Source organism: Sphaerisporangium sp. NPDC005289 (assembly GCF_040607455.1).
GTDB lineage: Bacteria > Actinomycetota > Actinomycetes > Streptosporangiales > Streptosporangiaceae > Sphaerisporangium > Sphaerisporangium rhizosphaerae.
In genome coordinates this window covers 206785-230706 of the sequence record NZ_JBEXGS010000008.1, presented here as the reverse complement: position 1 = coordinate 230706, position 23922 = coordinate 206785, and the positions used below count along the sequence as shown (strand labels likewise).

General features: G+C 73.0%; 21 protein-coding genes and 1 tRNA gene. 12 read left to right on the top strand and 10 right to left on the bottom strand.

Going from position 1 to position 23922, the window contains the following annotated elements; translation table 11 throughout:
- The first annotated feature begins 134 nt into the window (after positions 1-134).
- From ABZT47_RS16735 to ABZT47_RS16725, 3 genes are all read left to right on the top strand, one after another.
- The gene (locus ABZT47_RS16735) at positions 135-1679 is read left to right on the top strand and encodes a glycosyltransferase family 39 protein (protein WP_354842037.1); all 1545 of its coding nucleotides are present in this window, start codon (positions 135-137) and stop codon (positions 1677-1679) included.
- 217 nt (positions 1680-1896) lie between these two features.
- Positions 1897-3372 carry a hypothetical protein gene (locus tag ABZT47_RS16730; protein ID WP_354842034.1) on the top strand — a complete coding sequence of 492 codons (1476 nt, stop codon included), beginning with the start codon at positions 1897-1899 and terminating at the stop codon, positions 3370-3372.
- A gap of 33 nt (positions 3373-3405) precedes the next feature.
- The gene (locus ABZT47_RS16725; RefSeq protein WP_354842031.1) at positions 3406-4593 is read left to right on the top strand and encodes an amino acid deaminase/aldolase; all 1188 of its coding nucleotides are present in this window, start codon (positions 3406-3408) and stop codon (positions 4591-4593) included.
- Between the two features lie 30 nt (positions 4594-4623).
- On the opposite strand, the gene ABZT47_RS16720 is transcribed toward ABZT47_RS16725, so the two are convergent.
- Positions 4624-4968, bottom strand: a complete 345-nt coding sequence (locus ABZT47_RS16720; RefSeq protein WP_354842029.1) for a DUF3618 domain-containing protein — start codon at positions 4966-4968, stop codon at positions 4624-4626.
- A 123-nt stretch (positions 4969-5091) separates the two neighbouring features.
- On the opposite strand from ABZT47_RS16720, the gene bcp reads away from it, so the two are divergent.
- The 7 genes from bcp (at position 5092) to ABZT47_RS16685 (ending at position 12680) form a co-directional block, all read left to right on the top strand.
- Positions 5092-5565, top strand: a complete 474-nt coding sequence (bcp, locus tag ABZT47_RS16715) for a thioredoxin-dependent thiol peroxidase (protein WP_354842026.1) — start codon at positions 5092-5094, stop codon at positions 5563-5565.
- Between the two features lie 50 nt (positions 5566-5615).
- A tRNA-Leu gene (locus ABZT47_RS16710) sits at positions 5616-5689 on the top strand.
- A complete protein-coding gene (locus tag ABZT47_RS16705; protein ID WP_354842023.1) occupies positions 5665-6822 on the top strand; it encodes a hypothetical protein in 1158 nt (385 codons plus the stop codon). Before ABZT47_RS16710 ends, ABZT47_RS16705 begins: the two co-directional genes overlap by 25 nt.
- Positions 6823-7165: 343 nt before the next feature.
- Positions 7166-8347, top strand: coding sequence for a histidine kinase (locus tag ABZT47_RS16700; protein ID WP_354842020.1), 1182 nt, complete (start codon positions 7166-7168; stop codon positions 8345-8347).
- A complete protein-coding gene (locus ABZT47_RS16695; protein ID WP_354842018.1) occupies positions 8344-9036 on the top strand; it encodes a response regulator transcription factor in 693 nt (230 codons plus the stop codon). Before ABZT47_RS16700 ends, ABZT47_RS16695 begins: the two co-directional genes overlap by 4 nt.
- 355 nt (positions 9037-9391) lie before the next feature.
- Positions 9392-10153 (top strand): ABC transporter ATP-binding protein, encoded by a 762-nt coding sequence (locus ABZT47_RS16690; RefSeq protein WP_354842016.1) that lies wholly within the window; start codon positions 9392-9394, stop codon positions 10151-10153.
- A 1-nt stretch (position 10154) separates the two neighbouring features.
- The gene (locus tag ABZT47_RS16685; RefSeq protein WP_354842013.1) at positions 10155-12680 is read left to right on the top strand and encodes an FtsX-like permease family protein; all 2526 of its coding nucleotides are present in this window, start codon (positions 10155-10157) and stop codon (positions 12678-12680) included.
- Positions 12681-12962: 282 nt separating this feature from the next.
- On the opposite strand, the gene ABZT47_RS16680 is transcribed toward ABZT47_RS16685, so the two are convergent.
- From ABZT47_RS16680 to ABZT47_RS16665, 4 genes are all read right to left on the bottom strand, one after another.
- Complete coding sequence (locus ABZT47_RS16680; RefSeq protein ID WP_354842010.1) at positions 12963-13247, bottom strand: hypothetical protein; 285 nt, start codon at positions 13245-13247, stop codon at positions 12963-12965.
- Positions 13244-13996: a toxin glutamine deamidase domain-containing protein gene (locus tag ABZT47_RS16675; protein ID WP_354842007.1), complete on the bottom strand. Its 753-nt coding sequence runs from the start codon at positions 13994-13996 to the stop codon at positions 13244-13246. Before ABZT47_RS16675 ends, ABZT47_RS16680 begins: the two co-directional genes overlap by 4 nt.
- Before the next feature lie 1370 nt (positions 13997-15366).
- Complete coding sequence (locus ABZT47_RS16670) at positions 15367-16074, bottom strand: sulfotransferase family protein (RefSeq protein ID WP_354842004.1); 708 nt, start codon at positions 16072-16074, stop codon at positions 15367-15369.
- A 56-nt stretch (positions 16075-16130) separates the two neighbouring features.
- A complete protein-coding gene (locus ABZT47_RS16665; RefSeq protein WP_354842001.1) occupies positions 16131-16568 on the bottom strand; it encodes a DUF6223 family protein in 438 nt (145 codons plus the stop codon).
- Between the two features lie 215 nt (positions 16569-16783).
- Between ABZT47_RS16665 and ABZT47_RS16660 the strand changes: the two genes are divergently transcribed.
- Both ABZT47_RS16660 and ABZT47_RS16655 read left to right on the top strand, forming a co-directional pair.
- Positions 16784-17899 (top strand): histidine kinase, encoded by a 1116-nt coding sequence (locus ABZT47_RS16660; RefSeq protein WP_354841998.1) that lies wholly within the window; start codon positions 16784-16786, stop codon positions 17897-17899.
- Positions 17896-18558, top strand: coding sequence for a response regulator transcription factor (locus tag ABZT47_RS16655; RefSeq protein WP_354841996.1), 663 nt, complete (start codon positions 17896-17898; stop codon positions 18556-18558). The genes ABZT47_RS16660 and ABZT47_RS16655 overlap by 4 nt, the downstream gene beginning before the upstream one ends.
- 133 nt (positions 18559-18691) lie before the next feature.
- Here the strand turns inward: ABZT47_RS16655 and ABZT47_RS16650 are convergent, their stop codons facing one another.
- The 5 genes from ABZT47_RS16650 to murI all read right to left on the bottom strand — a co-directional run bounded on the left by ABZT47_RS16650 (position 18692) and on the right by murI (position 23799).
- Positions 18692-20569: a molybdopterin-dependent oxidoreductase gene (locus ABZT47_RS16650; RefSeq protein ID WP_354841994.1), complete on the bottom strand. Its 1878-nt coding sequence runs from the start codon at positions 20567-20569 to the stop codon at positions 18692-18694.
- 71 nt (positions 20570-20640) lie between these two features.
- Positions 20641-21255, bottom strand: a complete 615-nt coding sequence (rdgB, locus tag ABZT47_RS16645) for an RdgB/HAM1 family non-canonical purine NTP pyrophosphatase (RefSeq protein ID WP_354842372.1) — start codon at positions 21253-21255, stop codon at positions 20641-20643.
- A gap of 5 nt (positions 21256-21260) precedes the next feature.
- Positions 21261-21977 carry a ribonuclease PH gene (gene rph / locus ABZT47_RS16640; protein WP_354841991.1) on the bottom strand — a complete coding sequence of 239 codons (717 nt, stop codon included), beginning with the start codon at positions 21975-21977 and terminating at the stop codon, positions 21261-21263.
- A gap of 4 nt (positions 21978-21981) precedes the next feature.
- Positions 21982-22734 (bottom strand): MBL fold metallo-hydrolase, encoded by a 753-nt coding sequence (locus ABZT47_RS16635; protein WP_354841988.1) that lies wholly within the window; start codon positions 22732-22734, stop codon positions 21982-21984.
- Positions 22735-22938: 204 nt separating this feature from the next.
- Entirely contained in the window at positions 22939-23799 is an 861-nt protein-coding gene (murI, locus tag ABZT47_RS16630; RefSeq protein ID WP_354842369.1) for a glutamate racemase, read from the bottom strand.
- Positions 23800-23922: the final 123 nt, after the last annotated feature.

The following is a 23922-nucleotide window of genomic DNA, read 5'->3' as shown; positions in this document are numbered from 1 at the left end:
GCCGCGCGAAATATGCGGTGATCGGCCGGTCACGCGGCCGACGATGTAGCATGCCACGGTGTGCGTATGCCTCCGGGCGTCGCGCGGACGTTGCGGCCGTGCGTGCGAGGACGCCTGTGTCACGGTGCGGGTCGATGGCTGACGGCCGCGCACACGATTCCGGGGTGCGGGCGGACGCCGGCGCCGTCCCGACCGGTCTCGTCCCATTCGACCGGCGGGTGATCGCGGTCGGCGGCGTCGTCTTCGCCGTGCTGATGGCGCTTTCGTCCCGATACGGCTTCCAGCGCGACGAGTTGTACTTCCTGGACGCCGCCCGGCATCTGCAGGCGAGCTACGTCGACCAGCCTGTTCTGGCGCCGCTGCTGGCCCGGGTGTCCCTGGACCTGTTCGGCGTGTCGCTGCCCGGCCTGCGCGTGTGGCCCGCGCTCGCCGCCTGGGCCACGGTCGTGGTCGGCGGGCTCACCGCCCGCGAGCTCGGCGGCGGCCGGCGGCCGCAACTGCTGGCGGCGGTGGCCGTGGCGACCATGCCGGTCCTGTGGGCCGCCGACCACGTGGCGAACACCACCCCGTACGCCGTGCTGGCACTGGCCGCGCTGGCCCTCGTCGTCGTCCGCATCGGACGCACCGGCGACCCCCGCTGGTGGCCGGTCGCCGGGCTGGCGCTCGGCCTCGGCGTCGCCGACAACCACCAGCCAGGCTTCTTCGCGGTGGCGCTCGTGGTCGGCGCACTGTTCGGCGGAGGCCGCCGGCTCGTGCTCAACCGCTGGTTCGCGGTCGGCGCCACGATCGCGGTGGCGTTCGTCGTTCCCGACATCTGGTGGCAGTCGCAGCACGAGTGGGCGACGATCGCCATGACCCGTCAGCTCAACCGGGAGAACGGCGGCCTGCTCAACATCCCCGTCTGGGTGATCGGCCAACTGCTGCTGGTGTGCCTGGCCCTGGTGTGGGTCTGGCCGGCCGGGCTGCGCCTGCTGTGGCGCTCCGAACGGCCGCTGTGGCGGGCGCTCGTGTGGGCCTACGGGCTGCTGTTCGTCCTCTACGCCCTCACGACCGGCTCGAAGATCTACTACCTGGCCGGTGCGTACGTCTATCTGCTCGCCGCGGGCGCCGTCGCCGTCGACGGATGGCTGTACGCCCGGCGGCTCCGCATCGGTGCCGTCGCCGTGGCGACCGCGCTCCTCACCGTCGTGCTCGCGCTCGGGCTGTTACCGATTCTCCCGCTCCCCCGCGCCGGCTCCGGCCGAACCATCGACTCCACCTTGGCCGAGACCGTCGGATGGCCCGAACTCGTCGACGCCGTCCGCGAGGTATGGACCGCCCTGCCGCCCGGCCAACGGGCCCAGGCCGTGATCTTCACCGAGAACTACAGCGAAGCGGGCGCCATCAACGAACTGGGCAGGGGCACGGGGCTGCCCACGGCCGTGAGCGGCCACAACAGCGTGTGGTGGTGGGGGCCCGGCAACCCCGACGCCACCACCGTCGTCGCCGTCGCGTCCGGCAGCAGCGGTCCCGGCTACGCCGGTTACCTCGGCGGCTTCTTCACCAGCGTGCGCGAGGTGGCCACCGTGTCCAACCCGTACGGCGTCCGCAACATCGAGGCCGGCGGCCACGTCTACGTCTGCACCGGGCTCCGCCTCCCCTGGTCCCGGTTGTGGCCCCGCCTCCGGCACTACGACTGACACCGAGCCCGTCGATCCGGGTCCGGCTCCGATCGCGGCGAGGTGTCAATCGTAACTTTATATGCCGTTCGTCGGCACCGTGGCGGTGGAGCCGACGATCGGGTCGGCCAGGCGCGCCCGCCGGGTCGGGATGTGGACAACCGGCGAGGGCGGTTCGGGGAGCGGCCTAGCATGAAGAACCCGTTGTCCGCCTGAGGAGGTGCCGGTGCTGCCGGGCATGGCTTCGAGCACGGCCGGGTCCACGGCCGCGACGGCTTCCGAAGGCCGTCCGGCATCCGCGGGGCCGGCCACGCGCATCCGCCGGGTGGTCTCCGCCGCGCGGGCCCACTGGGTCTTCCTGCTCGCCCTCGCCGCCGGGGCCGTGCTCCGGCTGATGGCCATGCTGGGCTACCGCCCGGCGCTGTGGTTCTGGGCCGACTCCTTCGTGTACGTGAACGCGGCGGTCCGTCTACAGCCGCTGGAGTCCCGCCCCGCCGGCTACTCCTTGTTCCTGTGGGCGTTGCGTCCCTTGCAGGGCTTCGCCGCCGTGATCGCCGTCCAGCACCTGCTCGGGCTGGCGATGGCGGTCTGCGTGTACGCCGTGCTGCGACGCCGCGCCCGGCTGCCCGGCTGGGGGGCGACGCTCGCCGCCGTCCCTGTGCTGCTGGACGTGCACATGGCCCAGCTTGAGCACCTCGTCATGGCCGACCTGCTGTTCACCTTCCTGGTGACGGCCGCGGTGACGGCGCTGCTGTGGCGAGAACGGCCCACGGTGGGGACGGCCGTCGTGGCGGGGCTGTTGCTGATGGCGGCCACCCTCACCCGCACCGTCGGGCTTCCCGTGCTCATCGTCGTGCTCGTCTGCATGCTCATCGCCCGGGCCGGGTGGCGTCCGCTGGTGGCGTGCGCGCTCGCCGCGATGGCCGGCATCGGCGGCTACGCCGTGTGGCACCACAGCGAGCACGGCGTCTACGGTCTGGGCCAGAGCAACGTCTGGCTCTGGGCGCGCACGATGAGCTTCGCCGACTGCGCGCGCATCCACCCGGCCGGGGAAGAGCGCGTGCTGTGCCCGTCCGATCCTCCCGGACGGCGGCCCGCTCCCCCGTCCTACATCTGGGAGGCCGGCTCACCGCTCGCCAAGGTGCGCAAGGACGCCGACCGCGAGCGGCTGAGCGGCGCGTTCGCCAAGGAGGCCATCATGGCGCAGCCGGTGGACTTCCTGGTGACCGGCCTCAGAGACGCGCTGTGGAGCTTCGAGTGGACCCGCCGGGTCTATCCGACCCCCGGCCCGCAGAGCGCCTACGTCTTCCCCGACTCGGTGAAGCCGTTCACCAGCAAGATCGCCTCGTCGGGGCGCAGCGCTCCGCAACTCACGGCGGCCTACCAGGGCGGCAGGGCCGACACCCGGCTCGTCGAACCGTACGCGGGGCTGCTGCGGGCCTATCAGTCGCAGGGGTTCCTGCGAGGCCCGTTCCTGGCAGTCATCCTGCTGGCCGGGCTGTTCGGCGTGCTGGCGCGATGGCGGCGGCTGGGCGGTCCGGTGCTGCTGCCGTGGGCGGTGGCGATGACGTTGCTCCTGCTGCCGCCGCTGATCGCGGCGTTCGACCATCGCTACGTCGTGCCCGTCATCCCCGTCGCGTGCCTGGCGGCCGGCTTGGCCTTCCAGAACCTCCGCGTCCGGCGTGCGGGAGATAGGGAGGCTAACGTGACCTAGGCTCATCTATGTCGGCGCACTTATGCTTCCGGCATGGACGAGCGCCAGCGTTACGAACGCGCCACCGCCGAACTCGACCCGCCGTTCGCGATCCTCGACCTCGCGGCGTTGCGGGAGAACGCCGCGTCGATGGCCCGCCGCGCCAAGGGCAAGTCGATCAGGGTGGCCAGCAAGTCCATCCGCTGCCGGGCGGTTCTGCGGAGCGTCCTGGAGATGGACGGCTTCGCCGGCGTCATGGCGTTCACACTGCCCGAAGCACTGTGGCTGGCCGGCGAAGGGTTCTCCGACATCCTGGTGGCCTATCCGACGGCCGACCGGCAGGCGCTGGCGGCCCTGGCGGGCGATCCCCGGGCCGCACGGGAGGTCACCGTGATGATCGACTGCCCGGAACATCTGGACCTGATCGAGGCGGCGACGGCCGGCGTGCCGTCCCGCCAGGAGATCCGCCTCTGCCTGGACATCGACGCGAGCTTCGTGGCGTTCGCCGGCCGGATGCGCGCCGGCGTGCTGCGCTCCCCGGTCCGGGAGCCCGGGCAGGCCGCCGACCTGGCCGCCGAGGTGGCCAAGCGTCCGGGGTTCCGGCTGGTGGGCCTGATGGCGTACGAGGCACAGATCGCCGGAGTGGGCGACCGGGTGCCGGGCCCCTACGGCCGTGCGCTGCGTATGGTGCAGGCCAGGTCGCGGCGCGAGCTGATCGTCCGCAGGGGACGCGTCGTCGAGGCCGTCCGGCAGGTCGCCGACCTGGAGTTCGTCAACGGCGGCGGCACCGGTTCGGTGGAGAAGACCACCAGGGAGAAGGCGGTGACCGAGATCGCCGCCGGGTCGGGGTTCTACCACCCGCGCCTGTTCGACTTCTACCGCGGCTTCACCGGCCGCCCGGCCGCGCTGTTCGCGCTGCCCGTCGTGCGCCGGCCCGCCCCCGGGGTGGTCACCGTGCTCGGCGGCGGGTACCACGCCTCCGGCTCCCCCGGCGTGTCGCGGCTCCCGCAGCCGTACCTGCCGGCCGGGCTGAGCTACGACGGGCGCGAGGGCGCGGGCGAGGTGCAGACCCCGCTGCTCGGCCGCGCGGCAGACGACCTTCGCATCGGCGACCGCGTGTGGTTCCGCCACGCCAAGGCGGGCGAACTGTGCGAGCGCTTCGACGCCCTGCACCTGATCGAGGGAGACCGCCTGGTCGACACCGTCCCCACCTACCGAGGCGACGGCAAGACCTTCCTCTGACCGGCCCGCGAACCGCTTACGGCCCAGGGGTCAGCGGCGGGTGCGGCGCCAGAGGGTGTAGGCGGCGCCGGCTATGACGATGGCGCCGACGCCGATGAGGATCGGGGCCAGGTTGCGGGCCGGGGGCTCGTCCTGCCAGCCGTCGTCCTCGCCGTAGGCGCCGTACTGGGCGTACCCCCGCGGGTGACCGGCGCCGCCGATCATGTCGCGGGCGGTGGTGACCAGGTGCTCGGCATTGGCCTTGATCCTGGCGACGCCGCGCCCGGCGACCCGCTTGGGGCTGACGCGGTCCACGATGGCGTCAACGGTGACAGCAAGCTCCGCCCGGGTGCGCTCGATTTCCCGCTCGAGCGCCTCGGGATCGGTGTCGGCCATGACGATCCCCTTCTCTGTCTCCCGGGCGAGCCGCCCTCGCCCGGCTCGCCGCTACATTGCAGCGATCAGTCTGTCAGGTCGGGTGACCGCCCGGCACGCTGGGCGTGCCGGTAGGTTGTTCCCGTGACGCAGACGAGACTCGAGCCCGGCGACGCCGCACCCGACTTCACCCTGCCCGACTCCGAGGGCGAGGCCACGAGCCTTGAGTCCTTCCGCGGCAAGCGGGTCATCCTCTACTTCTACCCCGCGGCGATGACGCCTGGGTGCACCAAGCAGGCGTGCGATTTCCGCGACAGCCTCGCCTCGCTGACCGCCGCGGGCTTCGTCGTGCTGGGCGTCTCCAAGGACACCCCGCAGAAGCTCGCGAAGTTCGCCGAACGTGACGCGCTCACCTTCCCGCTGCTCTCCGACCCCGAGCTGGCCGTCCACCAGGCGTACGGGGCGTACGGGGAGAAGACCATGTACGGCAGGACGACGGTCGGCGTGCTGCGCTCGACCTTCGTCATCGACGCCGACGGCAAGGTCGAGAAGGCGCTCTACAACGTGAAGGCCACGGGTCACGTCGCGCGCCTGCGAAAAGATCTCGGTCTGGCCTGACCGGCACGGCCGGGCGCGTGCTCAACTAGGATGGCGCCAGCCGCAGGCACGGGGTCGTAGCCCAACGGCAGGAGGCACAGGTTTTAGGTACCTGACAGTGTGGGTTCGAATCCCACCGACCCCACCCCGTCGCTCGTCCACCTCCCCGGGGGAACGATCACCATGGGCGCCACTTTCGCAGACGTCGTCACCTCCGCGCCGAGCACGTGGGGTGCGGCGAACGCCACCAGCGCCGCGATCGTGTTCCCCCTCGGCTGGCCCGTCGCCCTGCTGCTGCTGTCGGTGGTGTCCGACCCGGCCCAGATGTGGCACGCGGGCGACCGGTACGCCGAGGTCGCCACGCTCGTCCGGCAGGCCGGTGAGCAGATGACCGACGCCGTGACCCGTCGCGCCCACGCCGACCACTGGGTGGAGAAGGGCCGCGACGCCTTCATGGCCAACCGGCTGCGGCCCTACCAGATGGCGCTCGACCAGGCGGCCGGCATGTACGACGAGATGGACGGCGCGCTGAAGGCGAGCGCCCTGTCCTACACCGGGCTCGGCATGTCCTCGGCGATCATCGGGTCCTCGCTGCTCAGCTTCGTGGCGCCCTACCTCGCCGCCGCGGTGGTGCCGGGCATCGGCGCCAGCACCACCTACGTGGCCAACAAGGCCATGGTCGAGGCCGGCGTCGTCGTCCGCGGGATGGTGGCGAGCATGGCCAAGGTCAACGGCACGGTGGCCTCGATGCTGTCCGGGCTCGCCGTCCGGCTCGGGGTGTCACAGGGGGCGCTGACGGGGACGGCGGCCGCGGGGACCGCGACGGTGGCAGGCGGCATCGGCGGGTACCAGACCATCTGGCGCGCGGCGCCGACCATGCGCGAGAGCGTGAGTCCGGTGTCATGGCCGACCCACCTGCGGGACGGTGAGACCCCGCCCAAGGGGTACCACGGGGCGACGGCCGCGCAGCTCGGCGACATGAAGCGCATCGACCACCGCTCCCTCGAGGCCCTCGGCCGCGACCTCGACGCGAGCGCGTCCGGGACGCTGGACAAGGCGTGCGAGCTGGCGCGGGGCAACGAGGTGGGGGTGCCCGGGTTCGGCGCGGCGGGCGTGCACCTCGCCTATGTCTGCGCCGGCATGCGCGACACCGCGGTGCGCCATCTCACGGCGGGACGGGACGAGCCCGGGAAGTGGCTGCCCGCGCTGCGCACCGTGGCGGGCAACTGGGCCTACGCCGAGGAGGCCACCGGCAAGGCCGCCAGGCACGTCCGCTGAGGCGGCACGAAAGACGTCGAGACGACGAGAGCCGCCTCCACGTCGTGGAGGCGGCTCTTTCCGCGTCAGCCCGCTGGGCAGAGGGCGTCAAGCGTGGGTAGGAGACGAGGTCGGGATTCCCGGGGTCGCGTGACAGTCCCCCCAGCCACGCGACCCGTCGTCTTTGAAGCCCGACATCTCACTTCTCCCTTTACTCCCCCGAAGGGGTGCTCCCAATAAGAACTATCCCCCACGGCCCGTAAGACCGGTGTAAGCCTTCCGGGGCTGTACGACCTGGGTCGTAGAAGCAGATCCCTCTCCAGGCGGAAGGGCGGGTGAAGTGGGCGAACGTAGAGTTGCATACGTGTTCGGCAGACTGCGCGCGTGGGGTTCCGGCAAGGGCAAGCTGGTCGATGTCCTGTTCGTGGCGCCGCTCCTGCTGCTGTGCCTGGCCGCCGCCGGCAACATCGCCAACGGCTCCCATCCGCCGGGCGCGCACGGTCTGAACTACCTCGAGTACACGGCGATGTCGGCCGCGCTGCTCGTGCCGCTGCTGTGGCGCCGCAGCCACCCCGTCCCGGTGTTCGCGATCATCGCGCTGCTGTCCTTCTTCCAGTGGCTCGCCCCCGTCCAGCCGCTTCCCGCCAACATCGCCGTGCTGGTGGCGCTGTACAGCGTCGTCTCCGGCTGTGCGCTGCGGTGGTCCCTCGCGGCGGGCGCGATCGTGGAGCTGGGCATCGTGCTGCTGCTGCTCCGCTATGGCACGATGTCGGCGTTCTCCCTGGTCTCCGCGTCGGTGTTCATGGTCGCCACCTGGATCGCCGGCATCTACGCCAGCACCCGGCGGCGCTACCTGGAAGGGCTGGAGGAACGCGCCGAGCGCGCCGAACGCGAGCGCGACCAGCAGGCACGCATCGCCGCCGCGGCCGAGCGGGCCCGCATCGCCCGCGAGCTGCACGACGTGGTGGCGCACAACGTCAGCGTCATGATCGTCCAGGCGGACGGGGCGGGGTACGCCATCGACGCCGACCCCGAGCAGGCGCGGCGGGCCGTGAGGACGATCTCCAGCACCGGGCGGCAGGCCCTGGCCGAGATGCGCCGCCTGGTCGGCGTGCTCCGGCAGGACGACGGGAGCGAGGAGGAGTACGCGCCGCAGCCGGGCGTGGCCGACCTGGACGGGCTCCTGCTGCACATCCGGCAGTCCGGCCTCCCGGTCGAGTACACGGTCACCGGCACGGCCTGCGACCTGTCGGAGGGGGTCCAGCTCGTCATCTACCGCATCGTCCAGGAAGCCCTGACCAACACCCTCAAACACGGCGGACCGGGCACGCACGCGCGGGTCGAGATGGAGTACGGTCCACGGGAGGTCCACTTGCGGGTGACCGATGACGGGCGGGGCGCGGCGGCGCCCCGCGGCATCGACGGGCACGGGCTCATCGGCATGCGCGAGCGGGTCGCGATGTACGACGGCAGCGTGCACGCTTCCCCCAGCCCCGGAGGTGGGTTCCAGGTGACCGCACGACTCCCCGTGGCACGGGCCGCGTGAGCGTCCCGGGCGACCAGATCAGGGTGGTCTTGGTCGACGACCAGCAGCTCGTGCGCGCCGGCTTCCGCATGGTCCTCGGCGCCCAGCCCGACATCGAGATCGTCGGCGAGGCCGCGGACGGAGCCGACGCGGTCGAGCTGATGCGCACGGTGCGCGCCGACATCGTGCTGATGGACGTGCGCATGCCCCGCGTGGACGGCGTGGAGGCGACCCGGCTGATCCGCGCCATGCCGGACCCTCCCAAAGTGCTCATCCTCACCACCTTCGACCTCGACGATTACGCCTTCGCGGCGCTCAAGGCCGGGGCCTCGGGGTTCCTGCTCAAGGACGTGCCTCCGTCCGATCTGCTCAGCGCTATCCACTCGGTGCACGCCGGGGACGCGGTGGTCGCGCCCAGCACGACCAGGCGGCTGCTGGAGCGCTTCACCGCCCACCTGCCGGGCGCGACGGCGCCACAGGCGGAGACGCTGGGGCAGCTCACCGCGCGCGAGCGCGAGGTGCTCGTGCTGGTCGGGCGCGGGCTGTCCAACGCCGAGATCGCGCGGCGGCTCACGCTGGCCGAGGCCACGGTGAAGACCCACCTGGGCCGGGTCCTCGCCAAGCTCGGCGTCCGCGACCGCGCGCAGGCCGTCGTGTACGCCTACGAGACCGGCCTGATCACCCCCCTGGCCAAGCCCTCCGACCGCTGACCGCTCACCGCTGACCCCTCACCGCTGACTGCCCACCGCTGACGGCTGGCCGATGACCGCCGGCCGCTGCCGCGAGCCGGGCGGCCGCGGCCGTCCATGCGGTGCGGGTGTGCGGTGCGGGTGTGCGGTGCGGGTGTGCGGTGCGGGTGTGCGGTGGGTGTGCGCCTCCGGCGGCGGCGGGTCGGCCGAAAGGGGGAGGCGCGGGTACCTCGAGGGTCGCACCGCCCGTCTGTGACGCCCCTCCAGGCCTACTCGAAGTCCCTTCCCTAGGGTCATGGCGGGCGAGATCGGCGGCCATAGCGTTGATCTCGCGGAATCTCCGCAGATCGATCCCCTACCGCTTGAGGAGCCAGCCGTGACCGTCATCGGAGAGGAAGCCGTCCTGCGGACCGCGCCCGCCGCGGTCGTCGCCCGTGGCGTGAGCAAGGTCTACGGCCACGGGGACGCGGCCGTGCACGCGCTGCGCGGGGTGGACGTCCGGTTCGAGACCGGTGCGTTCACCGCCATCATGGGCCCGTCGGGCTCCGGGAAGTCCACCCTGATGCACTGCCTGGCCGGCCTGGACACCGTGACCGACGGCGAGGTGCGCATCGGCGACGTCGACATCACCCGGCTCAGCGACAAGCGCCTGACGTTGCTGCGGCGCGAACGCGTCGGCTTCATCTTCCAGGCGTTCAACCTGCTGCCGACCCTCACCGCCGAGCAGAACATCCGCCTGCCGCTGGACATCGCCGGCCGCCAGGCCGACCAGGAGCTGTTCGAGGCGGTGATCCGCACGGTCGGGCTCGGCGACCGGCTCAAGCACCGGCCGAGCGAGCTGTCCGGCGGGCAGCAGCAGCGCGTCGCGGTCGCCCGCGCGCTGATCAGCAAGCCCCAGGTCATCTTCGCGGACGAGCCGACCGGCAACCTCGACTCGCGCAGCGGCGCCGAGGTGCTGTCGTTCCTGCGCACCTCGGTCCGCGAGCTGGACCAGACCATCGTCATGGTCACCCACGACCCGGTCGCCGCCTCCTACGCCGACCGGGTGGTCTTCCTGCGCGACGGGATGCTGGTGACCGAACTGGCGCAGCCGTCGCCGCAGAACGTGCTCGACACCCTGATGAAGCTGGAGGGCTGAGGTGTTCCGCACCACGCTGGCCGGGCTGCTGGCGCACAAGCTCCGGCTCCTGCTCACCTCGCTGGCGATCACCCTCGGGGTCGGCTTCATCGCCGGGACGTTCGTGCTGACCGACACGATCCAGGCGGGCCTGTCGCAGCGCATCGCCGCCTCGGCCGACAAGGTGGACGTGGCCGTGCTCCCGCCGGTCAGCACCAGCGAGAACCAGCCGCGGCTGACCGCGGCCGACCTGGCGGCGATCAAGGGCGTGGCCGGCGTCGCCGAGGCGCAGGGGCTGGTCCAGGGCAGCGCCGCGCTGCTCGGCAAGGACGGCAAGGCCGTCGGCGACTTCGCCACCACCGGCGTCTCGGTGGTCGGCGGCCGGCTGAACCGCACCGAGATCACCGCCGGCACCGCGCCGTCCGCTCCCGACCAGGTCGTCATCGACAAGAACACGGCGAAGACCCGCGGGTTCGCCGTCGGCGACACCGTCCGGGTGCTCGACGGCGACGGCCGGCCGCATCCCTTCCGCCTGGTCGGGTTGTTCGACGTCGGGGTGGACCAGCAGCTCGCCGTCACCGGCGCGGTGGGCTTCGCCCCCGCGACCGCGCAGACGATGACCGGCCAGAAGGGCTTCGTCGAGATCGACGTCGTCGCGGCACCGGGCGTCACCCCCGAACGACTGAAGGACGCCGTGTCGGCCGCCGTGACCGGCAACGGCGCCCGCCTCTACACCGGCCACCAGCTCGCGCAGGAGCTGGCCAAGAGCAGCGGCGCCGACATCGACGTGATCGGCACGGCGCTGCTGATGTTCGGCCTGGTCGCGATGTTCGTGGCCGCCCTGGTGATCTACAACACCTTCAACATCCTGGTGGCTCAGCGCTCCAGGGAGATGGCACTGCTGCGCTGCATCGGGGCGACGCGCCGCCAGGTCTTCGGGTCCATTCTGCTGGAGTCGGCGGTCGTCGGCCTGCTGTCGTCGGCCCTCGGCCTGCTGGCCGGGCTCGGGCTCGGCGCGGGAGCGCTCGCCCTGCTCAGGACGCTCGGCATGGACGCGCCCGGAGGCGGCGTCTCGCTCGCGCCGCGGACCATGGCCCTCGCCCTCGCCGTCGGCCTGGTCGTCACCGTCGGGGCCGCGCTGCTGCCCGCGCGCACGGCCACCAAGGTCGCCCCGGTCGCGGCGCTGCGCACCCAGAGCGACGAGCACGCCTTCCGGACCGGGGTTTTGCGCGTCGTGTTCGCCATGCTGTTCCTGCTGGGCGGCGCCGGGGTCACCGCCTACGGCGTCATCTCCTCGCCCGGGCAGCAAGCCCTGTTCATCGTCATGGGCGGCGGCGTGCTGACCTTCCTCGCCGTGCTCATCCTCGGCCCGCTGATGGTCGGGCCGCTCAGCACGCTGGCCGGATGGGCGCCCGCCCGGCTGTTCGGCGTCCCGGGCAGGCTCGCCCTGGACAACTCCCAGCGCAACCCCAAGCGCTCGGCCACCACGACGGTCGCGCTGACCATCGGGGTGACGCTCATGACGCTCATCTCGGTCATCACCGCCACCACGCGCGCCACGTACACGGCCAAGCTGGACGACCAGTTCCCCATCGACTACATGATCTCGCCGCAGGAGGACCTGACCTCGAATGCCGACGCGGCGCTCCCCCGCGCGCTCGCCGAGGGCCTGCGCGCCCGGCCCGAGCTCGCCTCGACCGTCGAGTTCCGGCAGGCGGCAGCCCGGATCGGCGACACCGGGCGCACGAACGACGTGGGCGCGTTCAGCGGCCCGTACCAGCCGTCGCTCAGCGCGGGCTCCATGCGGGGCTTCGCCCCGGGCTCGGCGGTGATCGCCGACGACCTGGCCAAGCGGCTCGGCACCGGGCCGGGCGGCTCGATCACGGTCAGGACGCCCAAGGCGGGGGCCGTACGGCTGAAGGTGCTCGGCCTGTTCGACCCGGAGTCGACCCCGCTGCCGGCCGTCACCGTGCCCGACACCGAGTTCGACCGGTACTTCGGCCCGCTCGGCGACAGCCGGCTGATCGTCAACGTCAAGGACGGCGTGACCCCCGACGTCTCCCGGCGCGCCGTCGAGGCCGCGACCGAGCCGTACCCGACGGCCAGGGTGCTCAGCGCCACCGAAGCCCGCGGGCAGTTCGACGAGGCGCTCGACATGGCCCTGATGATCATCAGTGGGCTGCTGGGCCTGGCGGTCCTGATTTCGCTGCTCGGCATCGCCAACACCCTCAGCCTGTCGGTGCACGAACGCACCCGCGAGTCGGCACTGCTGCGCGCCCTCGGGCTGACCCGGGCGCAACTGCGCCGGATGCTGTCGGTCGAGGCGTTGATCCTCGGCCTCATCGGGGCCCTGGTGGGGGCGGTGCTCGGCGTCGCGTACGGCTGGGCCGCCTCGCGGACCCTGATGGAGGGCGTGCTGTTCCGGGTCCCGGTCACCCAGGTGCTGCTGTTCGTCCTGCTGTCGGGCGCGGCGGGCGTGCTGGCGGCGGTCCTGCCGGGCCGCCGCGCCGCCCGCGCCTCCATCGTCGGCTCCCTCGCCGCCGACTGAACCCGGCCAGGCCGCGGGTGGCCCCGGACAGCGCCGGCCACCCGCGCGAACCGGGCCCACCCGCGGGCGAGCCCACCCCCGCGAGTCACGTGCGCGGGCCGAGCCCCTGCGCCCGGGCCCGCCGCCAGGTCGGGCCGAGCCCCCGAGGCAGAGCCCGCCGCCGGATCGGGCCGAGCCCCCGCGACCGAGCCCGCCGCCAGGTCGGGCCGACTCCCCACGGCCGAGCCCCTGCGGCCGTGCCTGCCGCCAGGTGGGCCCGGCCGCGTACCGGCGGCGCCGGGCCTACCGGGGGCGGCGTCCCGACCATTGTTCGGCGACGGCCTCCGGAGTGAGCAGGGGGCGGATGGACACCTCGCCGGTGGCGCGGTCGATGACCACGCACCCGCCGCCCACGATCGCCGGCAGCGCGCTCGGATCCTGCGGCTCGGACGGCCTCGGCCAGGCGACGTACCCCTCGTCGAAGGCGTAGAGCCCGACCTCCGTGGCCCGCTCGGCCGGCAGCGGGCCGTTGAAGTACTCCTCGGCCACCACCCGCGCCTGCTCCGCCGACATCCCGTGCCCGCTCACAACCGCCTCCCCCGCCGGTCGAGCGCCACGCAGAACACCCCGGCCACCGGGCCGGGCGGTGGATCCACGGAGGTGTGCCCGCGCTGGGCGTCCACCCACACGACCTCCCCCGCGGCGTTGACGGCGTTCCACGCGTGGTTGCCCCCGGAGGGCCAGCGGGTGACCAGCACGGCCGCCGCACCATGGCCGCCGGCGCCCAGCCGCTCGGCGACCAGGGCGTACGCGCGGCGGCCCTGCCCGACGTACTCGAAGCGGTGCCCGAGCCAGCGCTCGGCGCGGGCCACGCCGCCGGGCTCGCCGCCGAGCGAGGGCCGGCCCAGGCGGTCGTACTCCGGCTGCCGCGGCGCGGCCACCACCGGCTCGCCGTGCCAGGTGGAGATCACCGCGAGCGCGCAGTCGAGCGAGTTCGTCGCCCGGAAGGGATCGTCGGACGGGCCCTCGCCGTTGATCAGACGGATCCACGTGCCGCGCGGGTCGGCGAAGCGCGCCCCCTCGGGCACCGCCTGGCACAGGTCGCGCTGCACCTGCGGATCGGGCCAGGCCAGCCCGCCCGACGTGCCGTACGGGCGCGCGAGGTCGAGCCGGGGCGGACGGCCGGGACCGTCGAACCAGTCGCCCGCCACCACCCCCGGCCACCCCCCATCACCGAGACCCCCGCCCAGCACCTCCTGATCGCCGCCCAGCACGCCCGGATGCCCGCCCAGCACACCGGGACCACCGCCCAGCGAAGCGGGACCGCTGCACAGCACACCCGGATGCCCGCCCGACACAACGGGACCGCCGACCGACACACCGGGACCGCCGGACACACGTGGACCGCCCGGCACATCAGGATCGCCGCTCGCCCCGCCTGGACCACCATGAGCGGACGCCCCTTGCTCATACGCGGACTCGCGTCGAACGTGGGCCGGGCCGTGCCCGGCGCGCTCCGGGTGGCGGCGTCCGCGAGCCGGAGCGTCCTGCGTGGAAACGAGGTGGTGACGACCGGACGCGGGCCCGAGTCGCGCGGGCGCGCCCTGCGCGGACATGAACGACGCGGACACAGACTGCGCCGACACGGCCTGCGCTGACACAGGCTGGGTGGACACAGGCTGCGCTGACACGGGCTGGGCGGACACAGGCTGCGCCGACACCGACTGGGCGGACATGGACTGCGCCGACAGGGGCTGGGCGGGTGCAGGCTGCGCTGACACGGGCTGGGCGGACATGGACTGCGCCGACACCGACTGGGCGGACACAGGCTGCGCCGACAGGGGCTGGGCGGGTGCAGGCTGCGGAGGGGAGGCGGGTTTCCATGGTGGGAGGGTGAACCCGTCCTGCCAGAGAGCGGTGTCCGGCGCGGGGACCGGAGCGGTCTCGCGGGGCTGCCGCCGGAACCCGTCGGTGTCCAGCGGCGTGGTGCTCCCCGCTCCGCTCGCATGGGCCGGCGGCCGTTCGCCCGGCGCTCGGGCCTGCGGCGTTTCCCACGGCGAGACATGGCCATCAGGCGTCCGGCTCTCCGGTGGGCCCTCCGGGGCGCGGGCCAGGCCAGGGATCTGGATCTGCCCCGGCGAAGGAGCCATCTCGTAGCCCCGGAGAACCGCCGGAACGGGCTCCTGCCGGGTGGTGAGCGGATCGGCCGACGACGGCCGCCATTCGTCCGCGGGGATCTCCGCGGCCAGCTCGTAGTCACGCCAGCGGACGCCGTCGGAGGTGACGACAGGGTTGTACCCCACCTCGGCGACCCGCGTCCCCACGGACCTCCCCGCCTCCGAGGCCAGCGGCGGCTCCGAGGCCATCGGCGGCCACGGCCGTAGCCCCGGTAGCTCCGATAGTCCCGGTAGGCCCGGTAGCTCCGATGGTCCCGCTAGTCCCGGCGGCCCAGGGGGCCCCGGGGCGTCGTGGCCGTCGCTGGGCCTGCGCCGCGACGCCCCCGCGCGCGACTGACCCCCGTGACTGGTTCCGGTCATTGTGCTCCCCCAAGTTCCGCACCGACCCGGTCAGAGGCCGATCGTAGGGGCGCCGCGCGGACCCGGCGTGCCGATTGCGGCATTCACCTGGGATCACACGCCGGGCCGGGCGGCGCGGGAAAGGCGAAGGAAAGCGGATAATCAGCGCGATCACCCGTGTGGGGGAGGGTTCAGTCCTTCGGGGCGAACGGCGACACGATGCCGCCCCCTGACAACACCCTCTCCAGTGCCTCCCGCATCGACTTGCCGTCGTTCAGATGCGGGAACGGCTCGCCGGCGGGGACGTCCACGCCCAGGAACCGGCAGAGCGGCTCCCACCCCTCGCGCACGTCGAACACCAGCAGCCGCTCCGGCGGCAGGCTCTCCTTCACCGTGGCCGTGTGCCGCTCGAACGCCGCGATGGCGGCCTTCTCGTCGGGCAGGCCCTCACGGAAGGGCCGGTCGCTGTCCAACGCCTCCCGCACCATGCGGTCGAGCAGCGGGCTCATGGTCACCATGGACCTGTACAGGTCGGCGGCCTCCGGCGGCATGTTCTCCGACAGCTGCCGTGCCGGGCCGTTGGCGATGAGCGTCTGCATGCTCGCGTACCAGGCGTGCGGGTCGCGGACCGTGAGAATCACCTTGGCCGCCGGGTACGTCGCCGCCAGCTCACGCCAGAAGTGCGAGGCCGGCCAGTCCACCGCCGACCGGAACCCCTCGAACAGGTGCTCCCAGTCCGCCGTGTCGCCGGTGGCCAGGGCGGCCCACTTCTGGGTGAGGCCGGGGTTCGTCATGACGTCGAACATGTGATGGCAGGGCCCGAGGGCCAGCCGTTGCAGTGCCGCCTTCATCGAGCTCGTGCCGGTGCGCGGAAACCCCGCGCCGATCACGGTCAGCATGTCGCTCCTCCATTACGTGTCGGCATTACGTGTCGGCATTACGTGAGGCCACGCGGTCAGCCGGTCGGTCGGCGAGTGGTGCGGCGGGAGCGGGTCAGAGCGAGCCCGCCGAGGAGCATGGCGATCAGTCCCACCACCAGAGCCACGTAGCCCCCGACTATTCCGTAGCCGGTGCCGGGACCACCCTTGGCGGCGGCCACGACCAGCCCGCCGATGACCGCGCCCCCCAGCCCCGCCATCAGGGCCACGATGGCCCCTCTCCTCCCGTCGCCGCTGCCGATACGACCGGCGGAGCGGGCCAGAGCCAGCCCGCCGATGACCACGCCCGCCAGCCCCAGCAGCGCACCCACGACGGACCAGAGACGCCCGGCGGTCAAGGCGTAGGCACTGACGGGGTCCGGCTGGGCCAAGACGTGCGCGGCCGCCGGTGTGGCGAGCCCGAACCCCGACAGCAGCGCGGCCGCGGCGGCGGCAAGCACGAATCGGACTGACATGAGGTGCTCCTTCTCCTGCGACTGGACGTCGCCCGATCATGTCCGCCGGACCTACCGCCGGTCGTCCAGCGGACGATGGCGATCCGCGCTGCCGCCGATGCCGCAGCCGGCTACAGCGGATGTCGCAGGAGCCGTGAAGGTACCGCGCCTGCGGTAGCCGGTCGATCATCCCGGTGCAGGACTCGCCCACGCGGACGTCCGGCTAGGGTGCGCCCATGAGCACAGGACGGGCCGGTGTCACGGACTGGGTGGTCGCCGTCGGCGTGACGGCGGCGCTGCTGGTCACCGGGCTGTCAGGGCAGGGCTCCGCCGCCTACCTCGACCTGCTCGGATACGGGCTGCTGGGGGTCGGCGGGCTCGTGCTGGCCGTGCGCCGCCGGGCTCCGGTTCCGGTCCTGGCCGTCACCGGGCTGTGCGCGGTGGGTTACCAGGCGGCCGGATTCGACGTACCCGCCGTCGCGTACCTGTTCGCGGTGTACGCCGCCGTACGGGCGGGACACCGCGTCATCACCGTGGCGGCGAGCGTGACCATGCTGGCCGCGCTGCCCATCGCGGCCCTGGCCTCGGGCCTGCACGACACGGGCGAGGCGTTCGCGCAGGCCCGGGGCGCTCTTGAGCTGGCCTGGCTGGTCGCGGCAGGCGCCGCGGGTGAGGCGCTGCGACAGGCCGAGCGGCGGGCGGAGGAAGCGGAGCGCACCCGGGAGGAGACCGCGCGACGCCGCGCCGACGAGGAGCGGTTGCACATCGCGCGGGAGCTGCACGATTCGCTCACCCACCAGATCTCGGTCATCAAGGTGCAGGCCGAGGTCGCCGTCCATGTGGCCCGGAGGCGGGGCGAACAGGTGCCGGAGGCCCTGCTGGCGATCCAGGAGGCCGGGCGTGAGGCGACCCGGGAGCTGCGCGCGACCCTGGAAGCGCTGCGCGACGACGACACGACCCCGCCGCGTGGGCTCGACCACGTTGAGGAGCTGGTGGAACGGGCCCGGAGGAGCGGCCTGGACGCGACGCTGACGATCGAAGGGCGACGGCACGGTCTGCCGGCCGCGGTGGACCGGACCGTCTACCGGATCGTTCAGGAGTCGCTCACCAACATCGTCCGGCATGCCGCGGCCGCCACCGCGTCGGTCCGGGTCCACTACCGCCCAGGCGCCCTGGAGATACGCGTCGAAGACGACGGCAAGGCCACACCGGACACCGCGCCGGTGCCCGGTGTCGGGCTGCTCGGGATGCGCGAACGTGTCACCGCCCTCGGGGGCCGCCTGCGCGCGGAGCCGCGCGGTGAGGGCGGCTTCACCGTCCAGGCGGAACTCCCCGTGGATCGGACGCCTTGATCCGTGTCCTGCTGGTCGACGACCAGCCGCTCCTGCGCAGCGGATTCCGCGCGCTCCTCGACCTCGAAGACGACATCGAGGTGGTGGCCGAGGCCGGCGACGGGATGGAGGGCCTGGCTCTGGCCAAGGAACATCTGCCCGATGTCGCGCTCATCGACATCCAGATGCCGCTCGTCGACGGCATCGAGGCGACCCGGCGCATCGCCGCGGACCCGGCTCTGGCCGGGGTGCACGTCGTCATCCTGACCAACTACGGCTTGGACGAACACGTCTTCAAAGCCCTGCGTGCCGGCGCGGCCGGGTTTCTCGTCAAAGACGTCGTGCCGGAAGACTTCCTGCACGCCGTACGCGTCGCCGCGCGTGGCGACGCGCTGCTCGCGCCCTCGATCACCCGCATGCTCATCAAGAGATACCTCACCCAGCCGATCAACACCGGCACCGGCACGGGGCTGGAAGAGCTGACCAACCGCGAACGCGAGGCCGTCGCTCTGGTAGCGCAGGGGCTGTCCAACGACCAGATCGCCGACCGCATGGTGATCAGCCCGATGACCGCGAAAACCCATATCAACCGGGCCATGGCGAAGCTCCACGCCCGCGACCGTGCCCAACTCGTGGTCCTCGCCTACGAATCCGGCCTGGTCGCCCCGGGCGGCTCCTGACATCTCCTCCTCACCGGCCCGTGGTCCGAGCGCGGCGCCGGATCGTCGTCCTTCTCCAGAGACGTGGTCGCCGGTCCCTGCTGACGCCAGATCCTGCTCACCGATCCCGCCGCGCCCGGATTCCGGATGGGTCTCACTTGACGACGACGAGGATGGAGTGCCAGCCGGTGGCACCGTCGGGGGCGGGCGGGGCGTAGTCGGCGGTCTGGGTCCGGCCGGTGGCGTCGGTGGCGCGCACCTCGATGGTGTGCTTGCCGGGGGTGGCGTCCCAGTCGTCCACCACCCACTGCCGCCAGGTGTCCGGGCCGGGCACCGCGGCCAGCCGCGCCTGCCGCCACGTCCCCTTGTCCACGCGGACCTCGACGGCGTCGACGCCCCGGTGCTGCGCCCAGGCCACGCCGGCGATGGCCGTGCGGCCGGCGGGGATCGTGGACCCGCCCCGCGGCAGGTCGATGCGCGACTCGGTCTTGATCGGGCCCTTGGGCGCCCAGCCGCGCGGCGTCCAGTACGCCTCGTCCTGGTCGAAGCGGGTCACCTTGATGTCGGTGACCCACTTGGTGGCCGAGACATAGCCGTACAGTCCGGGGACGACCTGGCGCACCGGGAAGCCGTGGGAGACCGGGAGCGCCTCGCCGTTCATCGCGACGGCGAGCAGCGCGTCCCGGCCGTCCATCACGATGTCCACCGGCGTGCCGCAGGTCCAGCCGTCGGAGGAGGTGGACAGCAGCATGTCGGCCCCGGAGCGGATGCCGGCGTCGCGCAGCACGTCGGCCAGGCGGGCGCCGAGCCAGCGCGCGTTGCCGACGTAGTTGTCCCCCACGTCGTTGGACACGCAGGTCAGCGTGACGTCGGCCTCCATGAGGGGCCGCTTGAGCAGGTCGGCGAAGGTGATCTCGACGGGCCGGTCCACCATGCCGTGGATCTTCAGCGTCCACGTCTTCGGGTCCACCTGCGGGACGACCAGAGCCGTGTCGACGCGGTAGAAGTCGCGGTTGGGCGTCGTGAAGGGCGACAGGCCGTCCAGGCGGAAGTCCACTCCGGAGGGGAGCGGCTTGGCCGGCGTCGCCGCCCTGGGCAGGGCGAGCTTGGCGCGTTCGGTGGAGACGTCGAGCCGGCCGCCGAGGGCGCGTCCGATCAGCCCGCCCGCCCCGGCCACCACGACGCCCGCGGCGACCCCGCCGAGCAGGGCGCGCCGGTCGAACTCGGGCTCCTCGGCGGTTCCCCGCATGACGGCGGGACGCCCGGCCGGCCGCGCTTCGGCGTCCTGCGGCTCCCCCGGCTCCATGGCCGCGCCGGACGCCGCCGGCGCACCGCCGACCCCGGCACCGGTCGCGGAGGAACCCGTGGCGGAGCGACCGGCCCCGCCGGAACCGGTGGCCGAGCCACCGGCCCAGGCGGAACCGGTGGCCGAGGAAGCGCCCGCCGGAGAACCGGCCGCGGAAGAGTCACGCAGGTCCTCGCCCCCGTGGAGGTCCTGCGGGTCCCGCTCCCGGATCGTGGCCGCGCCCGAGGGGGCGGCGGGGTCGTCGTAGCGCGGGAAGCCGTACCCCGGTTCGGCGTCGGGCCACGCCCGCCGGACCAGGATGCGCAGCGCCCAGGCCCCGGCCGCCGCGCCGGCCGCCGAGGGCAGCACGTCGAGCACCGCGCCGTCGGGCCTGGTGACCGCGGCGACCGCGCCGACCACGCCGAAGGCCAGCAGTCCGGCCGTGGCGTACCCCGCGCGACGGCGGGCCAGCAGGCCGAGACCGGCGGCGACGAGGGCGAGCACCACCACGATGCCGGAAATGAGGACGAACTTGTCGCTGGCGCCGAAGGTGCGGATGGCCCATTCCTTCAGCGCGGCCGGCGTGCGGTCGACGGCCGCGTCGCCGACCGCGATGACCGGAGACGCCTTCGGGTCGAGCAGCCCGGCGGCGAGCTGGCCGATGCCCAGGGCCACCGCGCCCGCCACGAGGCCGATGAGCGCCGCCGCCCATGCCTGCCCGCGCGGGCGCGTCTGGTTGAGGTTCACAGGACGAACGCTACGCCTGAACCGGTCGCCCGGATCTTACGCCCCGGTTACGGGGCCTTCCCCGCGAGTGGTCACGGGGCCTTGCCCGCGAGCAGCTCGTGCAGGACGGGCACCAGGGCGCGGAAGGCCCGGCCCCGGTGGCTGACGGCGTCCTTGTCGGCCGGGGACAACTCGGCGGTCGTGCGGTCCTCGCCATCGGGGACGAAGATCGGGTCGTACCCGAACCCGTTGGACCCGCGCGGGGAGCGGATCAGCGTGCCGGCGAGCGTGCCCTCGACGACGCGTTCGTCGCCGCCGGGCAGGGCGAGCGCCGCCGCGCAGGCGAAGTGGGCGCCCCTGCGGCCGTCCGGCACGTCCGACACCTGGGCGAGCAGCAGCCGCAGGTTGGCGGCGTCGTCGCCGTGGGAGCCCGACCAGCGGGCGGAGAACACCCCGGGCATGCCGTTGAGCGCGTCGACGCACAGCCCGGAGTCGTCGGCGATGGCGGGCAGCCCGCTCGCCGAGGCGACGGCGTGCGCCTTGATCAGGGCGTTCTCGGCGAACGTGAGCCCGGTCTCGGCGATCTCGCCGATCTCGGGGAACCGCTCGAGCCCGATCAGCTCGATCTTCTCGTCGGCGTCGGCGAGGATGCGCCGCAGCTCGACGATCTTGCCCTCGTTGCGGGTGGCCAGGACCACCGTGCGCACCACGCTCACGACAGGACCCGGCGCTGGAGGGCGGTGAGCTCGGCGCAGCCCGCGCCGGCCAGGTCGAGCAGGGAGTCGAGGGTGGAGCGGTCGAAGGGGATGCCCTCGGCGGTGCCCTGGACCTCGACGAACTCCCCCGAACCGGTCATGACGACGTTCATGTCGGTCTCGGCGGCGACGTCCTCGGTGTAGCACAGGTCGAGCAGCGGGGTGGCGCCGACGATGCCGACCGAGACGGCGGCGACGGAGTTGACCAGCGGGTCGCCGGGGCACATCTTGCGCTTGCGCATCCAGGCGATGGCGTCGGCGAGGGCGACGTAGGCCCCGGTGATGGCGGCTGTGCGCGTGCCGCCGTCGGCCTGCAGCACGTCGCAGTCGAGCACGATGGTGTTCTCGCCGAGGGCCTTGTAGTCGACGCAGGCGCGCAGCGAGCGGCCGATCAGCCGTGAGATCTCGTGGGTGCGGCCGCCGATCTTGCCGCGCACCGACTCGCGGTCGCTGCGGGTGTTGGTCGAGCGGGGCAGCATGGCGTACTCGGCGGTGATCCAGCCGAGACCGCTGCCCCTGCGCCACCGCGGCACGTTGTCCTGCACCGTGGCGGCGCACAGCACTCGGGTGCCGCCGAACTCCACCAGGACCGAGCCCTCGGCGTGGGCGAGCCAGTCGCGGGTGATCGTGACCGGCCGGAGCTGGTCGGGACTGCGTCCATCATCACGTGCCATGGGCTCACCTTAGGTCATACACGGCCCCGCTCCGCGCGAGTTCCACCTGCCCCTCGAACCCTCCGCGCCCGGCGTCCCGCAGGATCTGCTCCGGGTCGTTCCAGGGCACCAGATGGGTGAGAACGAGCGTGCCGGCGCCGGCGCGGGCGGCGTGCTCGGCGGCCTGGCGGCCGTTCATGTGCAGGCCCTCCGGGTTGCCGGGCCGGTCGAGGAACGACGCCTCGCACAGCAGCACGTCGGCCCCGGCGGCGAGCTCGACCAGCTCGGCGGACTCCCCGGTGTCGGCCGAGTAGGCGACCGCGTGGCCGCCGTGCGCGACGCGGAAGCCGTAGGTCTCGACGGGGTGGTTCATCTGGGCGGCCGTCACCTCGAACGGCCCCACGGGAAACGTGCCGGGCGCGAGCGCCGAGAAGTCGAAGGCGGTCTCCAGTCCCGGCTCGTCGTCCATGCCGTAGGCGGCGCCCAGGCGGCGCGGGGCGTCCTTCGGGGCGTGGACGGGGACGCGCGGCAGCGGGCCCGACGGCGCGTAGGTCCGCACGACGTGGTAGGAGCACATGTCCAGGCAGTGGTCGGCGTGCAGGTGCGACAGGCAGATGGCGTCCACGTCGTACAGGCCGATGTGGCGTTGCAGGGCTCCCAGGGAGCCGTTGCCGAAGTCCAGGAGCAGGCGGAACCCCTCGGCCTCCAGCAGGTAGCAGGACGCGGGACTGTCAGGGCCGGGGAAGCTCCCGGAACAGCCCACGATCGTCAATCTCACGGCGGCCTCCTCACTCGGCGCGGTAGCGCCTTGTCACACTGACGCGACGCGGTCAGCACTGTTCGTTCGCGCGCCCCGGCACGGGGGTCCCGGCCCAGGGTGTCCCGGCACGGCGGGCGCCGCACCCGGCACGGCGGGCGCCGGGCGGGGCCCTGCCGGCCCCGCCCGCCGTCCGCGCCCCGTCCCATCGGGGCGCGTGTGGTCTCAGTTGGGCGCGGCGAGCGCCCCTTCACCGGAGATGTCGCCCACCAGCGCGCGCTCGACGTCGACGATCTCCGGTCCGAGGAACCGCCGTCCGAGGTGGGCGAACATGGCGCCGTCGCCCGTCGCGCGGAACCTGTGCCGGGGCGTCCCGCTCCGCGCCGCGAGGCCGCGGTCGTGCAGGACACGGTAGACGTCCTTGGCCGTCTCGTCCGCGCTGGACACGAGTGTGACGCCGTTGCCGGCCACGTAGGAGATCGCGCCGGTCAGCAGCGGGTAGTGGGTGCAGCCGAGGATCAGCGTGTCACAGCCGTCGTCGACCACCGGCCGGAGGTACTCGCGGGCGACCTCGATCAGCTCGTCGCTCATCGTCTCGCCCCGCTCGACGAACTCCACGAACCGGGGGGCGGCCACTCCGGTCAGCCGCACGTCGGGGGCCGCCGCGAAGGCGTCGTGGTAGGCCATGGACTCGATGGTCGCGCGGGTGGCGATGACGCCGACCCGGCCGTTCCTCGTGGCGCGGACGGCCCGCCGGGCCGCGGGCTGGATGACCTCCACCACGGGGACGTCGTACCGCTCCCGGGCGTCGCGCAGCACGGCCGCGCTGGCGCTGTTGCAGGCGATCACCAGCATCTTCACGTCGTGCTCGACGAGGTGGTCCATGACCTCCAGCGCGTACGCGCGCACCTCGGCGATGCGCTTGGGCCCGTACGGCTGGCGCGCGGTGTCGGCGACGTACAGGATCGACTCGTTCGGGAGCTGGTCGATGATCGCCCGGGCGACGGTGAGGCCCCCGACGCCGCTGTCGAAGATCCCGATCGCGGGACCGTGCCCGTCCCTCTGCTCTTCCACGGCGTCGATCATGCTGACCCATGGCGCGTGGGCGACGCTCCCGATGTCCACCATGATCCCAACATTAGGGGACCGTGGACAATCGCTCTTGGTAAGAATGCTCACATTGGAGTAATCCCTCACCGGGCCGTCCGT